Here is a 14,175-nt window from a genome sequence, read left to right as displayed (position 1 = left end):
TCAACAATACAAAAAATTTCTGTAAAATCGTACATGGTAGTTAGAGCCTTTGGGTTGTGTCGTAACTTTCTAAATGGCTCTAACTACCTTTTTTTCAAGGGCTTTTCTTATCCGTAATTCGGGTTAATTAGTGTCTTTGATTTAATCATTAATCGATCAGGCTTAATTTTTAGGCTTTTCAAATTAAGTGAATACAGAGTTTAAACATGTCAAAAAAATTACCTATAATTCATGCTTTATGGATTGGAAATAAGCTTGGAGCAATTTCTAGAAGTTGTCTTCAGTCTTTTATTATGAGGGGGCATGAAGTTCATTTGCATACTTATGCTGAAATTGATGATATTCCAGAAGGTGTAAAGAGGGTAGATGCAAATCTTATTGTGCCAAGTGATAAAATCATAAAACATAATAAAACTGGAAGTTACGCATTATTTTCAGATATTTTTCGTTATGAGCTTATGCGTAAAGTAGATGGTATTTATGTTGACTGTGATGTTTATTGCTTAAAGCCATTAAGTGTTCCTAATCATGGTTATGTTTTGGGATTTGAAGATGATAATTGCATTAATGGTGCAGTTTTAAAAATACCTGCAGATAGCCCTCTTTTAGAAAGTTTATTAAATGCTGCTTATGATCCACAATTTGTACCGCCATGGTATTCAAAAAGTCGTCAATTTAGATTAAGAATGAAGAAGGCTTTTGGTGTAGGTACGAGTATAGCTGATATGCCTTGGGGAGTGATTGGTCCAAAAGCTATTACTTATTATATTCGTAAACATAAGAAAGTTGATTGTGTGCAACCTATAGATATTTTTTATCCAGTATATTATCAGTGTATAAGCCAACTTTGCGATCCGAACTTAACAATACAAGATATTACAACTTCAAGAACTTTAGCTGTTCACTTATATAATGAAATGTTAAAGGGGATCGATTTGGAAGTGTTGAATAAAAATAGTATGTTGTATAAGTTTTTAGCGAATGAAATATAGGAATTTTTATTTTGATTACATTATATGATACAGCTACAGGCTCGTTAAATTTAGGGGATCAAATTATTATGCAAGCTGTAATAAAGCAGCTTGAGGTATTATTTGAGCAAGAAACATTTATTCAGTATCCAACACATTACCCTATGAGCAAGTATGCAGCAAATAAAGCTTGGAAAAATAGCCTAGCATTTGTTGGAGGTACAAATATATTGCAATCTCATTGGGAGATAAAGCCAAAGAAGAATCAATGGGCAATAGGTTTTTTTGAGAGTTTTAAAATGCAGCCTGCTATTTTGTTTGGGTGTGGTTGGCAATCATATAATGAAAAAACTACTTTTAAAGCAAAAAAGTTTTATGAGAACTCTTTGAGTTCAAAATTTTTACATTCTGTTCGTGATAGTTATACAGCTGAACGATTAAAAGAAATAGGTGTAAAAAACGTATTAAATACGGCTTGTCCGACGATGTGGGGAATGGATAGAGATTTCATTGATACAGTTCGCACAAAAAAAAGTAACACTGTTGTTTTTACCTTAACAGACTATAATAAGAATTATGATTTAGATATTAAGTTAATAAAAATTTTACTAAGTAATTATAATAATATATATTTTTGGCCACAGGGACATGAGGATTTAAGTTATTTTAAGGAACTTTCAGAAATTGATAATCATATGGAACGTTCCTTAATTAATATACTGCCTCATAACTTAAATTGTTATGATGATTTACTTTTAAATGAAGAGGTAGACTTTGTTGGTACGCGGCTACACGCTGGAATACGCGCAATACAACATAAGCAAAGATCTATTATTATTGGAATTGATAATAGAGCTTTAGAAATGAGTAAAGATTTTGACCTTCCTGTCGTAAATAGAACCGAGTTGGGTTGTTTGGAAGAAATAATTGTAAAAGATCAAAAATTAAATATTTCTATTCCTGTTGAAAGTATAAAAAAATGGAGGAATCAGTTTTATTATTTAAAGTTTGATCATTCTTAGATTATAAACATAATATTTATGCAAATTTGTAGAAGAAAGAGGATAGCAATATTGTTTATTAGATTTCTTTTATAAATCAAAAATGAATGAAATTAATGTTACAATTTTCTCCTCCTTTCAAGGGGGAGTGATAGAATATACTGATATTATAGTTTCAAGAAGACTAAAGAATCTCCCTGTAAAATATTTTACAGGGGTACCCTCTAAATTTAATTACTTTTTATCCGAATTCCCCGCCAACACCATATAAATCAGCCCAACAAAAATCACAAATGCACCGCCAATAGAACTTAAGCTAAAGTACAAAATGCGGTCATTGGTGTCTAAGGCAAACAGGTTATTGGCCAGAATATAACGCATGAACAACCATTGAGCGACAGCAAATACAATTAGCATAATGCCACGATTACGAACTGCAGGACGCATAGCCATAGTAACGCTCAACTCAAAATTCAAAACGAAGCGCTATTATGCCATTGTTGAAAATTGATCTCAATTGAATAACCTAAATCTTGGTTTTATACGTGCAAAAAGAGCAAACGTATTTAAAAAAATCTACTCTTTACGGTACATATTGACATTGCCCAAGCAATTTCTAAAGCGCTTGTATGACCAAATATATTGCTCAGGTGCTTGTTCAATCATATTTTGCATTGAAAGGTTTAGACAGTCTACAGAGTGTTGTAAATCTTGAGACAGAATAGCATCTGGCAATTTTTGACAGTGAATATTGAAATATCTTAAATTTGGACTTCGAATACAGCTTAAACCAATAATATTGCACTGTGTTTTTGCTGCAAGCTTGGAAACTAGTGTGATGGATAAAGTCTTTTTCCCAAAAAAAGCAGAATATATACCACCAGATGGCTTGGGTAAATGATCTGGTAAAATGACTGTTAAACCGCCGTGTTTCAAATGTTTAAAAATAGAACGAATACCAGTTTCATTGGTGGGTACTAAAATGGCATTAAATTTTTCTCGGGCTTCTAGCAAATATCGGTTTATCCCTCTGTTTTTATTAGGCTTATACATAATCATGGGGGCTGTATATACACTGAGCCATGCATTGAGTAACTCCCAGCAACCAAAATGAGGAACTACCACGATAACTCCTTTTTTATTTGCAAGAGCGTCAGTTAAAACCATTTCACCATAAACATTTTTTAGCAGATTCAAACTGTAATTTGGTGGCATTCCCCAGCATTTAATAAACTCTAGATAACTGAGACATTGACTTTGTACACTCTTTTTTATGAGCTGTTCTTGTTCGGCAGATGAAAGCTTTGGATAAGCCAGTTTAATATTAATTGCAGTGATGCGTTTGATAGATAAATTAAAATAATAAATAAGACCAGCAGCCATCATTGCAATTGCTTGCAGCAGGCGTAACGGAAAGACAGATATTATTTTTAAAATTAAGTACATCAGACAGCCGATCTCAAAATATAAGGTACAAATGAAGCATAAATTTTGCAGTGAACGCGAACGTGCTTGTTTCACAAGAAAAATGATCAGAAGCCTTAAAACAAAATAAAATGAGGTATGAAATTGAATTATTCAATGTTATTCATAATTAGGCAGTTTAGCATAGTGCAGTGTAATCGTTTTGCTATTAACAAAGTAAAGTAATTATTATTTTTATTGTTCAACTTGGAATTTATCCAAATTGAAGTTAATAAAAAACCCTGCAAATTTGCAGGGTTCTTCTAACATTCTCAAAACTTATTCTTGAGATTCTGCTTTTGGTTTTTCACGTAAACGAATACCTAAATCACGCAATTGAGTCGCCTCAACTGGTGCAGGTGCTTGAGTCAATGGACATTCAGCCGTCTTAGTTTTCGGGAAGGCAATCACATCACGAATAGACGAAGCACCTGTCATCAACATCACCAAACGGTCTAAACCAAATGCCAAACCACCGTGCGGAGGCGCACCGTATTTCAATGCATTCAGTAAGAAGCTGAATTTCTCTTCGGCTTCTTCTTCTTCAATACCTAAAGCTTCAAAAATCGCTTTTTGCATTTCTAAAGTATAAATACGCAGTGAACCACCACCAATTTCAGTACCGTTCAATACCATGTCATACGCGACAGATAAAGCTTCACCAGGGTTGCTCTTCACATCTTCAACGCTTGATTTTGGTAAAGTGAATGGGTGATGCACAGAGGTCCATTTACCATCATCTGTTTCTTCAAACATTGGGAAGTCAACCACCCAAAGCGGTGCCCATTCGCAGGTTGCAAGGTTCAAATCGTGACCGATTTTGACACGGAGTGCGCCCATTGCATCGTTTACCACTTTGGCTTTATCTGCACCAAAGAATACGATGTCGCCATTTTCAGCGCCTACACGTTTTAATAAATCAAGCACGATTGGCTCAATAAATTTCACAATTGGAGATTGTAAACCTTCAATGCCTTTTTCAAGTTCATTGACTTTAATATACGCCAAACCTTTTGCACCGTAGATGCCAACATATTTGGTGTATTCATCAATCGCACTACGTGGCAATGAACCCGCACCAGGCACACGAAGTGCAACAATACGACCTTTCGGATCTTTCGCTGGGCCAGCAAACACTTTGAACTCAACGTCTTGCATTAAGTCTGCTACGTCTACCAATTTCAGTGGAATACGCAAGTCTGGCTTATCAGACGCATAATCACGCATTGCTTCTGAATACGGCATACGTTGGAATTTGTCGAATTTCACGCCTAGAAGTTCATCGAACATCTTCACGGTCATGCCTTCCATCAAATCCATAATGTCATCGTCACTCATGAACGATGTTTCAATGTCGATTTGAGTAAATTCTGGCTGACGGTCTGCGCGTAAATCTTCGTCACGGAAACATTTAGCGATTTGGTAATAACGGTCAATACCACCCACCATCAACAATTGTTTAAATAATTGTGGAGATTGTGGCAGAGCATAGAAGCTACCGTTAGATACACGGCTTGGTACTAAATAGTCACGCGCACCTTCAGGCGTTGCACGTGTCAAAATTGGTGTTTCAACATCCAAGAAACCATGATCGTCTAAATAGTTACGAATTAGGTTGGTGACTTTAGAACGGAAACGTAAGCGATCTAACATTTCTGGACGACGGATGTCCAAGAAACGGTATTTCAAACGAATTTCTTCTGAAATGTTGGTATTTTCATCGTTCAATGGGAACGGAGGCGTTTCAGATGCTGCAAGAACTTCAATTTCCTTGCCTAAAACTTCAATTTGTCCACTGACCATATTGGCATTTTCTGTGCCTGCATAGCGACGACGTACACGACCTGTGATTTTTAATACAAATTCTGAACGTGCTTTGTCTGCAGTTGCAAATGCTTCTGGAGTGTCTGGGTCAATTACGACTTGCACAAGACCATCGCGGTCACGCATGTCTAGGAAAATTACACCACCGTGGTCACGACGACGGTGTACCCAACCACACAGGGTCACGGTTTGATCAATTTGAGCTTCGGTTAAAGAACCGCAATAATGAGTTCGCATCATAGCGTTAAAAATCCAACTATATGGGTTAAGGAAGCGAATACGTAAACAGCGCACCGCCTTTAGCAAAGGTAGGATTATGCCTCTTTGGGCATGTGGCTACAAGAACCTGCTGCAAAAACAGTGGGTTTTTAGCGGGAATCTGCTTGAAACTGAAGAATGTAGGCAGATGAAAGAGAAAGTAGAGCGCTAGGGCGTTTATTCCATTCGCCCTTGAGAATCTAAAATCAGAAATAGCAGACAGCCCAAACTCAACATGAGTAAGGCACCTTGGCTAAACTCATTGATGGCACGTCCCGTAAAATAATATAGTTCGGCTTGCCAAGTCGCATCGGGGATATAACGCGCATAATCCCAAAGTGAAAAACCACCACATACAATCGACAAGATAATTAGGCCGATGGCATAAACGCGAATTTTAGTGCTTACAGAACTGAGCTGTCGATGCTTGCGATAATAATGCAGGCTCATACATAACAAAAAAGGCAGCGCCAAAATAGAACTGCCAATTTGCAGTATGCGATGCATCGGATAAATACCTGTGCCTAATTGTACCGATTGCGCTAAAAAATCCTGAAAGGCAAAACTACGAAAGTCGTGATGGGTTAAACCATCCCAAATTAAATGGGTGGCATTGCCAATCAGTAAGGCCAGAATCAAGCCACATACAAACCCAAGTACAGATTTTATCGTGTTTAGATTTAACGGGTGATGCACGCCCACAAAGCGATACAATGCAGGGCGATAGAGTAAATACCACAGCGCACAAAAGACAAGACCCAATAATAAATTTGGATACAGCAATGCTGACCATAAATGTGGAGTGGGATCATGACGCAAAGTAAACAGACGGTGTAAATCTGGCAACATCGTACCTATAGCGAGTGCAGCGATGGGCAGACGTTGTCCTGAAAGCTTGGCGAGTGGTGGGGCAAGTACCGCATGTGAGAGCGTAAAGGGCATACCAATTCAAAGTAAAGAATATAAAAAATCAAAATAAATTGTGGTGAATAGCTTAATTGAGAATACAGAATAACAATGTTTTTTATTGCAATGTTAATGAAATGTTATATTATAACATTAATTATTTTTGCTAATTTGAGCATGGGTCATGTCGTTCCATAAAAATTTAATAACACTTTCCATTTTTTCAGTGCTGGCACCTGCAGCATTCGCCAATACTGAAAGCAGTAGTACACAATTGGAAACCATTCAGTTACAAGCACATCCTTTGGTGCAAACTGCTGCAGACTTTGCAGTGGCAGATCATGTGATTGATCAGAAAACGTTGGCAGAGCGCAGTACCACCATTGGTGATGCGATGGCAGATGAGCTAGGTGTATATTCCAATCAATATGGCTCAGGCTCTAGCCGTCCAGTAATTCGTGGACAAGATGGCCCACGAGTTAAAGTGCTGCAACATGCTTCAGAAACTGCCGATGTTTCTACACTGTCACCTGACCATGCCATCACTGTCGATCCAATTTTAGCCAAGCAAGTTGAAATTATTCGTGGCCCATCAACATTACTTTATGGTGCGGGAACGGTTGGTGGTTTAGTCAATGTGACCGATCAAAAAATCCCAACTCAAATGCCAAATAATGGTTTAGAAGGGCAGGTAGGTTTACGTTACAACACGGGTAGCGATGAAAAGCTAGTGAGTGCGGGGGTAACTGCAGCACTCAGTGATCAATTTGCGCTGCGTATTGAAGGTTCAAAACGTAAAGCCAATGATTACATTACCCCAAACTATTGGGTAGAGCATCATCATACAGAAGTACATGTTGAACCAGATGGCTCAACCCATACACATGAACATGAAGAGTTGGTAAAAGAACGCCGTGTAGACAATACCTTTGCTGAAGGGCAAACGGTGAATATTGGTGGATCATGGATTCATGACCGTGGTTTTGTGGGGTTGTCGTACAGTAACCGTCAGGACAAATATGGTTTGCCTGGGCATAGTCATGAATATCATGGTTGTGGACCAGATCATGACAATCGAAATATCATTAAATGCCCTTCTCATGAGGGAGACGACGATGAACATGCGCATGGCGGTCCATGGGTTGATCTAGAATCACACCGTTATGATTTGCGTACTGAACTTGATCAGCCCTTTGCAGGCTTTGAGAAACTTCGTGCGCATGCCAGCTTTACCGATTATGAGCATGATGAATTAGAAGAAAATAAAGTCATCAGTAACTTTAGAAGTAAAGGCTACGATGCTCGATTAGAGTTGGTTCATCAACCTATTGCGGGTTGGGAAGGGGTGTTTGGTACCCAGTATAGCCAGCAAAAAATTGATTTGACCAGACAGAAAGAAAAACATGGCGATCATTTTCATGAAAGCGTACCTATGCCAGATACCAAAACGCAAAAATATAGTTTGTTCGGTTTAGAGCATAAACAATTTGGCGATGTGCATGTTGAACTCGGCGCACGGGTTGAACATCAAAAAATTGATGTCGATGCGAAGCAAAAAGATTATTCAGATACGGGCGTATCTGCTTCTGCAGCAGCCAACTGGCAGTTTGCACCGAACTATAAACTATCCTTTACAGGCTCACACCAACAGCGTTTACCGTTGGCACAAGAGCTTTATGCAAATGGCATCCACTTTGCAACAAACACTTATGAGCGTGGCAATGCAAATTTAGATGTGGAAAAGTCGAATAATTTAGAACTTGGTTTGCACTATGAAGCTGACAAACTGGATTATTCGTTGCATGTCTATCATAACTGGTTTGATAACTATATTTATGGTGCAACCACCGACCATATAGAAACTTTCCGTTTAATTGATTATCAACAAGACAAAGCCAAGTTTTATGGTACAGAAGCTAAGCTAGGGTATCAGATTAGCCCTGATTATAAACTTAGTGTGTTTGGTGATTATGTGCGTGGTGAAATTGACAATCAAAACGCACCACGCGTACCTGCAGGGCGTTTGGGGACTAAAGTAGATGCCAACTTTGCCGATGGTTGGTCGGGTATGGCGGAATATTATCGTGTCTTCAAACAAGACAAGGTTGCTTATTTAGAGCAAGAAACAGCAGGCTATAATATGGTCAATGTTGGTGTGGCTTATGCGGGCAACTATGCCAACAAACAAGATTACCGTGTGTATTTTAAAGCCAACAACTTGCTAGATGATGAAGTCTATTCACATACATCGTTCTTGTCGAATATTCCACAAGTGGGTCGTAACTTTACAGTCGGCGTGGAATTTGGCTTCTAAAATTCAATTTGCCTTGAGCAGGATGTCTGCGTGAAAACACAGAAATCCTCTTGAAAATCCAAACAATTAAACCTAGTCTGAGCGCATCGGACTAGGTTTTTTGTTATGCGTATCTTTCAGCGAATTCATCAAAAATTGAATTGGTCGCCTCGGGCGTATGTGGGACTTATTATAAGTTTTCTGGCTTTAGGTTATTTGGCGTCTGCGACCTACCACAGCTTAAAACCATTGCCCGAAGGGCTGAATTACACTGGAAAGTTACGTCATGCGCCTATTAAATTTATTGCCGATCAGACCTATATCGACGCGCAAGGTGTTCAGCAACAACAGCATCAAATTTTTAATGAAATTTTAGAGCTGGTTGATGCAGCACAAAGCACCATTGTATTGGATATGTTCTTGTTTAATCCTGAAGTGGGAACATCTAAACAGCAGCATCAGCCACTGACACAGCAACTCACCGATGCTTTAATTCATAAACGTCAGCTGCAGCCAAATATTGAAATCAAAGTCATTACTGATCCCATTAATTCGGTATATGGTGGCATTGCACCTGAACATTATCGTCAATTGCGTCAGGCAGGTATTGATGTGATTGAAACAGATTTAACCCCGCTGCGCGCATCGAATCCGCTGTGGTCGGGGTTTTGGTATCTCTGCTGTCAGGGCATTCCAAATAATGCTGAAAAGGGTTGGCTACCCAGTCCTTTCGGCAAAGATAAAATTACCTTACGTAGTTATTTCAGCTTGCTTAATTTTAAAGCCAACCATCGTAAAACCATGGTGGTCGATACCGCCGAAGGCTGGAAAGCATTGGTCACGTCGTTTAATCCACATGATGGCAGTTCACGTCATTCTAACAGCGCTTTATTGGTGACGGGCAATACCGCAGTAGATGTGTTGCAAACAGAACAAGCCGTCGCGCGTATGTCGCAGGGCAATCTGTCTGGGGTGATTGTGGGGGAGTTTGAGGCAGATTCGTCTTATCCTCAAGTGCAAGTCATCACTGAACAAGCCATTTTAGAGGGCAGTTTGACACTGATTCGGCAGACCAAAGCGCAAGAACATCTGGATTTGGCGATGTTCTATTTATCGGAGCGACAAATCATCAAGGCACTGATTGCTGCACAGCAACGTGGCGTACAGGTGCGGGTATTACTCGACCCGAATAAAGATGCTTTTGGACGTGAAAAAAATGGCATTCCAAACCGACAGGTGGCGGCAGAATTACATGCTGCAGGGGTGAAGGTACGTTGGTGTAATACCCAAGGTGAGCAATGCCACAATAAAATGCTGATGAAATCGAATGCCACACAGGCTGAGTTGATTTTAGGTTCTGCTAATTTCACCGCACGTAATTTAAAAAACTATAATTTAGAAAGCAACTTGCGTGTGGTCGGACAGGTGCAAGACCCTGTATTTCAGGATGCTCAACACTATTTTAATACCGCATGGTCAAACCTTGAGGGTAAAAATATGAGTGTGGATTATGCGGTTTATGCCGATGAGTCGAAGTGGAAATATGCGCTGTATCGCTTTATGGAATGGAGTGGTTTATCGACCTTTTGATTTTTTAATTGTATGCCTTGAACTCAAAAATCCCTCTTATTGAAAGAGGGATTTTTTTGAGCCGAATATTACTTTACAGGATTTGGCGGCACCATTTCATCCAAATCTTTATCACTCATTTGATCTAACTCGGCAATATCGGTTTTGATTTTCCATTGTGCTTCATCATCCACAGGATTCGGTAAACGCGCTTCTAACCAATCACAAACCACATCTGGGCTAAATTCTGGATGGTTGCATTGAATTACCCACGATAAAAAATCTTTGGCTTCACCATTCATATACGGTGGCGGTGAAACAGGTAAGAATTGAGTCGGCAAGCGCTCATCTCTGGAAATATAATTCAGCACATGTCCCAATTCCTGCACAGTTTGCCATGCTAACGGATGTTCTACATCAATTTGAAATTTGAACCACCATGCATGCTGACCGTCTGAACCATAAGCGTCTACACGGGCTTGCTGTACACTCGGAACTTTGCAGAAAAACTGATGAAGGCGGTCAAAATTTAATTCAGGCACGAGGTTTCATCCAATTTCAAAAAAAATGTATCTTAGCATAGGGGTTGGAGATATTTCATAAATGGCGAGCCGTGTCGGTGAAATCTGCGGAGACGAAAGTTTAAAATTGCTGATTTTTTATTCATTGTTTATCCTTAATTTGAGCTTAGAATAAAAATATGAAAAAAAATAGGAGTGCTAGATATGAAAGTGGCGATTTTAACTGCATTGAGTGGCATGCTATTTTTAGGTGTGTCGATGCAGAGCTTGGCCGAAACCAATCGTTGGGCAGGATATACAGGCGTCAATACACAGCGTGATCAGCATCGTCCTTATTCGCCACAACATCGTCCTGCTTATCCGCAGCATCGACCTTATCATTCACAGCAACCCTATTCCTATCCACCACATTATCCATACCATCAACGACCTGTGCCGCAGTGGGGGCAGCCCACGATTCGTAGTGGCATCAATATTCAATACAATGCGCCAAGTACTGTGCAATATAACCACCAAAGTTACAGTTGGGTAAATGGTGAGCCAAGTAGCGCACATATTGAAAGTTCGACCTATCGTGTGGTGACCGACTGGCAGCACTTGGGTTTACCCGCTCCGCCACGAGGTATGTACTGGATTTTTGAACATGGGCGTTATGTGTTGGTGGCAAATCGTTGAGAAAAAAGTGAAATCATAGACATCAATGCTTCTAGATATTGAGTATCTAGAAGCATTTTTTTGACCTATTTTAGATTTTTACGCCAATTCATCATCTTCTGGGCGAGGGGTTTTGCCTTGTGCTAAAGGCTTTTCACTGTGCTTGTCTCGAATAACGGAAGGGTAATGCCAAGATGCAAAACGCACCACTAAAATTGCAGCGGCTAAAATTAAAATTGAACCAGTAATAATCACTAAGTCGAGATCAGCTTTATGGTCGTGTTGAATATCTGAAATTAGCAAACGGGTTAGTGCGGTAATGGCAATATAAATTAAAAAACGCACAGGCATGTGATTGGTTTTAAAATAAATACCCACCATTGCACCTAGTTCTAAATAGATAAAAAGCAATAAGATGTCATCAATAGTGGCATATTGTTTGATGGTGAAAATATCAATTACCGTATGTCCAGCAGACCAAATGACCATACAGCCAATGATAAAGAGCGCAAGATAATGAAAACTTTCTACAGCCCAATTGCCATATTTGTCTAATAGGCTTTCAACTGCTTGAATATTTTTATCTATTTTTGAACGACGTACTGCCATTTTCACCTCCTGTTTGAGTATGGATATTCAGACTTCAACAAAGGTGATGCAAATTTCATGCACAAATTAGAATAGGGATATAAAATTTAGTACAAAAAAACGCCTGATGATTCAGGCGTTTTTGCGATAATGTATTAATTAAGACTGGTTAGTGAAGTAATCTTCGCTGAAGTTCATCACCACTTCTGCACCCGCTTTCACTTTGGTAATGCGTAAAGTCAGTTCTGGCAAAATACGTTGTACAAAGTACAGTGCCAATGACAATTTGTTTTGATAGAACTCACCCTCTTTTTGCTTGGCTGCATTGGCAATGCGCGCAAACATATATGAGAAGCTGAGCAAACCTACCGCATGTAAATAATCAACCGCTGCTGCGTTCGGGAAATCTACATTTTCTTTGGCTGCATTTAGAACGTATTGAGTCACGGATTCAACTTCAGTCGCTGCATCTAAAGTTGCATCTTTAATGAAGTTGAGGTCTGCATCTAAACCATTGGTGAAATCACGGATTTCTGCAATGTATTCTGCAATAAATTCGCCATTACATTTAATGGTTTTACGACCAATCAAGTCTTGCGATTGTACGCCGTTGGTGCCTTCATAAATTTGGGTGATACGTAAATCACGAACACATTGCTCCATACCCCATTCACGGATATAACCATGACCACCGAAGACCATTTGTGAATCAATTACAGCGTTAAATGCAGTATCGGTTAAGTAGGCTTTGGCAATTGGAGTTAACAATGCAACACGGTCATTGGCTTTTTTCACAACTTCTGCATCGGTAGAGAATTTAGTGATATCCAATTGTTGACCCACATATACCGCAAATGCACGTGAAGCTTCGTTATTGGCACGTGCATTGAGCAGCATACGACGCACATCGCCATGCACCAAAATGCTATCCGCTGCTTTGTTTGGTGATTTTACGCCCGATGCACTACGGCCTTGAATACGGTCAGTCGCATATTGCGCAGCATTTTGATAGGCAAATTCAGATGCACCTAAACCTTGAATTCCCATAGACAGACGTTCGTAGTTCATCATTACGAACATGGCAGCCAAGCCTTCGTTTTCTTTGCCGACCAAGTAACCTTTGGCACCATCAAAGTTCATCACACATGTTGCAGAGGCTTTAATGCCCATTTTGTGTTCGATTGAGCCTGGACCTACTGGGTTGCGCTCACCCAACGAACCATCTTCATTCACCAAGAATTTTGGCACGATGAATAAAGAAATACCGCGTGAACCTGCAGGAGCGTCTGGTGTTTTCGCTAAAACTAAGTGAATGATGTTTTCTGCGAGGTCGTGATCACCACCTGTAATAAAGATTTTAGTCCCTGTGATGTTGTACGTACCGTCTGCATTTGGTTCTGCTTTGGTTTTAATAATCCCGAGGTCTGTTCCTGCATGTGGTTCAGTCAAACACATGGTACCTGACCACTCACCTGAGTAAATTTTAGGTAAATAGGTTTCTTTCTGTTCTTGTGATGCATAACTGCTTAATGCCATGCCTGCACCGACAGATAGCAGTGGATACAACATGAAGGATGGGTTGGTGGCAAACAGCATTTCATCTGACAATACTGTCAGCATTTTTGGCATGCCTTGACCACCCCATTCTTCATCTGCGCCTAAACCAATCCAGCCGCCTTCGGCATATTGTTTAAATGCTTCTTTAAATCCAGCAGGTGTGGTGACTTCGCCATTGTTATAGGTCGCGCCTTCTTCATCACCGCTACGGTTAATAGGCAACGTCACATTTTGGGCAAATTTTGCCATTTCTTCCAAAATTGCTTCAGCCGTTGCAGCATCAAGGTGAGCGAGGTTTTCATTGTTTTGCCAGAATTGTTCTGCATTGAATACATCATTTAAGATGAATTTCATATCGGCAAGTGGGGCATTATAAATTGGCATGTGAGTTCACCTGTTTATTGTTTGAATCTTGATTCGTTGAGTTCAGTGTAATCTACAATTGTGAATGTTGTAGGCGACTAAAACGAAAGAATGCTTTATTTATAAAGAAAAAGGACTGTCAATGCTATGACCGTCCTTTCTCAATTTCTGTACTCAAGAGTACAACATTTTGAATATCCCGCTAA

The 14,175-nt window shown here is 39.6% G+C and carries 12 protein-coding genes; 5 read left to right on the top strand and 7 right to left on the bottom strand.

Annotated elements, in window-relative coordinates; all coding sequences use genetic code 11:
• Positions 1-206 precede the first annotated feature (206 nt).
• On the top strand, positions 207-992 hold the full coding sequence (locus FTT71_RS08645; RefSeq protein ID WP_180160883.1) for a glycosyltransferase: 786 nt from the start codon (positions 207-209) through the stop codon (positions 990-992).
• An 11-nt stretch (positions 993-1,003) separates the two neighbouring features.
• Positions 1,004-1,993 carry a polysaccharide pyruvyl transferase family protein gene (locus FTT71_RS08640; protein ID WP_180160882.1) on the top strand — a complete coding sequence of 330 codons (990 nt, stop codon included), beginning with the start codon at positions 1,004-1,006 and terminating at the stop codon, positions 1,991-1,993.
• A 213-nt stretch (positions 1,994-2,206) separates the two neighbouring features.
• On the opposite strand, the gene FTT71_RS08635 is transcribed toward FTT71_RS08640, so the two are convergent.
• The 4 genes from FTT71_RS08635 to FTT71_RS08620 form a co-directional block, all read right to left on the bottom strand.
• Positions 2,207-2,425 (bottom strand): hypothetical protein, encoded by a 219-nt coding sequence (locus tag FTT71_RS08635; RefSeq protein WP_180160881.1) that lies wholly within the window; start codon positions 2,423-2,425, stop codon positions 2,207-2,209.
• 123 nt (positions 2,426-2,548) lie between these two features.
• Positions 2,549-3,418 (bottom strand): lysophospholipid acyltransferase family protein, encoded by an 870-nt coding sequence (locus FTT71_RS08630; RefSeq protein ID WP_136144003.1) that lies wholly within the window; start codon positions 3,416-3,418, stop codon positions 2,549-2,551.
• Between the two features lie 297 nt (positions 3,419-3,715).
• A complete protein-coding gene (gene aspS / locus FTT71_RS08625; protein ID WP_131260778.1) occupies positions 3,716-5,500 on the bottom strand; it encodes an aspartate--tRNA ligase in 1,785 nt (594 codons plus the stop codon).
• 195 nt (positions 5,501-5,695) lie between these two features.
• The gene (locus FTT71_RS08620; RefSeq protein WP_180160880.1) at positions 5,696-6,460 is read right to left on the bottom strand and encodes a DUF4184 family protein; all 765 of its coding nucleotides are present in this window, start codon (positions 6,458-6,460) and stop codon (positions 5,696-5,698) included.
• 148 nt (positions 6,461-6,608) lie between these two features.
• Here FTT71_RS08620 and znuD point away from each other — a divergent pair, with 148 nt between their 5' ends.
• The gene (znuD, locus tag FTT71_RS08615) at positions 6,609-8,738 is read left to right on the top strand and encodes a zinc piracy TonB-dependent receptor ZnuD (protein ID WP_180160879.1); all 2,130 of its coding nucleotides are present in this window, start codon (positions 6,609-6,611) and stop codon (positions 8,736-8,738) included.
• Between the two features lie 105 nt (positions 8,739-8,843).
• On the top strand, positions 8,844-10,307 hold the full coding sequence (locus tag FTT71_RS08610; RefSeq protein WP_131260775.1) for a phospholipase D family protein: 1,464 nt from the start codon (positions 8,844-8,846) through the stop codon (positions 10,305-10,307).
• Between the two features lie 68 nt (positions 10,308-10,375).
• On the opposite strand, the gene FTT71_RS08605 is transcribed toward FTT71_RS08610, so the two are convergent.
• Positions 10,376-10,828 carry a hypothetical protein gene (locus tag FTT71_RS08605; RefSeq protein WP_004975032.1) on the bottom strand — a complete coding sequence of 151 codons (453 nt, stop codon included), beginning with the start codon at positions 10,826-10,828 and terminating at the stop codon, positions 10,376-10,378.
• Between the two features lie 183 nt (positions 10,829-11,011).
• Between FTT71_RS08605 and FTT71_RS08600 the strand changes: the two genes are divergently transcribed.
• Positions 11,012-11,482 (top strand): RcnB family protein, encoded by a 471-nt coding sequence (locus FTT71_RS08600; RefSeq protein WP_004975035.1) that lies wholly within the window; start codon positions 11,012-11,014, stop codon positions 11,480-11,482.
• A gap of 78 nt (positions 11,483-11,560) precedes the next feature.
• Here FTT71_RS08600 and FTT71_RS08595 read toward each other — a convergent pair whose 3' ends face one another.
• Entirely contained in the window at positions 11,561-12,070 is a 510-nt protein-coding gene (locus tag FTT71_RS08595) for a phosphate-starvation-inducible protein PsiE (protein ID WP_004975036.1), read from the bottom strand.
• A gap of 138 nt (positions 12,071-12,208) precedes the next feature.
• Positions 12,209-13,990 carry an acyl-CoA dehydrogenase C-terminal domain-containing protein gene (locus FTT71_RS08590; RefSeq protein WP_180160878.1) on the bottom strand — a complete coding sequence of 594 codons (1,782 nt, stop codon included), beginning with the start codon at positions 13,988-13,990 and terminating at the stop codon, positions 12,209-12,211.
• Positions 13,991-14,175: the final 185 nt, after the last annotated feature.

Source organism: Acinetobacter sp. YH01004, assembly GCF_013420455.1.
Lineage (GTDB): Bacteria > Pseudomonadota > Gammaproteobacteria > Pseudomonadales > Moraxellaceae > Acinetobacter > Acinetobacter towneri.
The sequence above is the reverse complement of the archived record's forward strand: the minus strand, read 5'-3'. Positions and strand labels throughout refer to the sequence as shown.

Coding starts and splice junctions, on each gene's coding strand:
- FTT71_RS08645 (WP_180160883.1), top strand. CDS start 207: ATGTCAAAAAAATTACCTATAATTCATGCTTTATGGATTGGAAATAAG.
- FTT71_RS08635 (WP_180160881.1), bottom strand. CDS start 2,425: ATGGCTATGCGTCCTGCAGTTCGTAATCGTGGCATTATGCTAATTGTA.
- FTT71_RS08630 (WP_136144003.1), bottom strand. CDS start 3,418: ATGTACTTAATTTTAAAAATAATATCTGTCTTTCCGTTACGCCTGCTG.
- aspS (WP_131260778.1), bottom strand. CDS start 5,500: ATGATGCGAACTCATTATTGCGGTTCTTTAACCGAAGCTCAAATTGAT.
- FTT71_RS08620 (WP_180160880.1), bottom strand. CDS start 6,460: ATGCCCTTTACGCTCTCACATGCGGTACTTGCCCCACCACTCGCCAAG.
- znuD (WP_180160879.1), top strand. CDS start 6,609: ATGTCGTTCCATAAAAATTTAATAACACTTTCCATTTTTTCAGTGCTG.
- FTT71_RS08610 (WP_131260775.1), top strand. CDS start 8,844: ATGCGTATCTTTCAGCGAATTCATCAAAAATTGAATTGGTCGCCTCGG.
- FTT71_RS08600 (WP_004975035.1), top strand. CDS start 11,012: ATGAAAGTGGCGATTTTAACTGCATTGAGTGGCATGCTATTTTTAGGT.
- FTT71_RS08595 (WP_004975036.1), bottom strand. CDS start 12,070: ATGGCAGTACGTCGTTCAAAAATAGATAAAAATATTCAAGCAGTTGAA.
- FTT71_RS08590 (WP_180160878.1), bottom strand. CDS start 13,990: ATGCCAATTTATAATGCCCCACTTGCCGATATGAAATTCATCTTAAAT.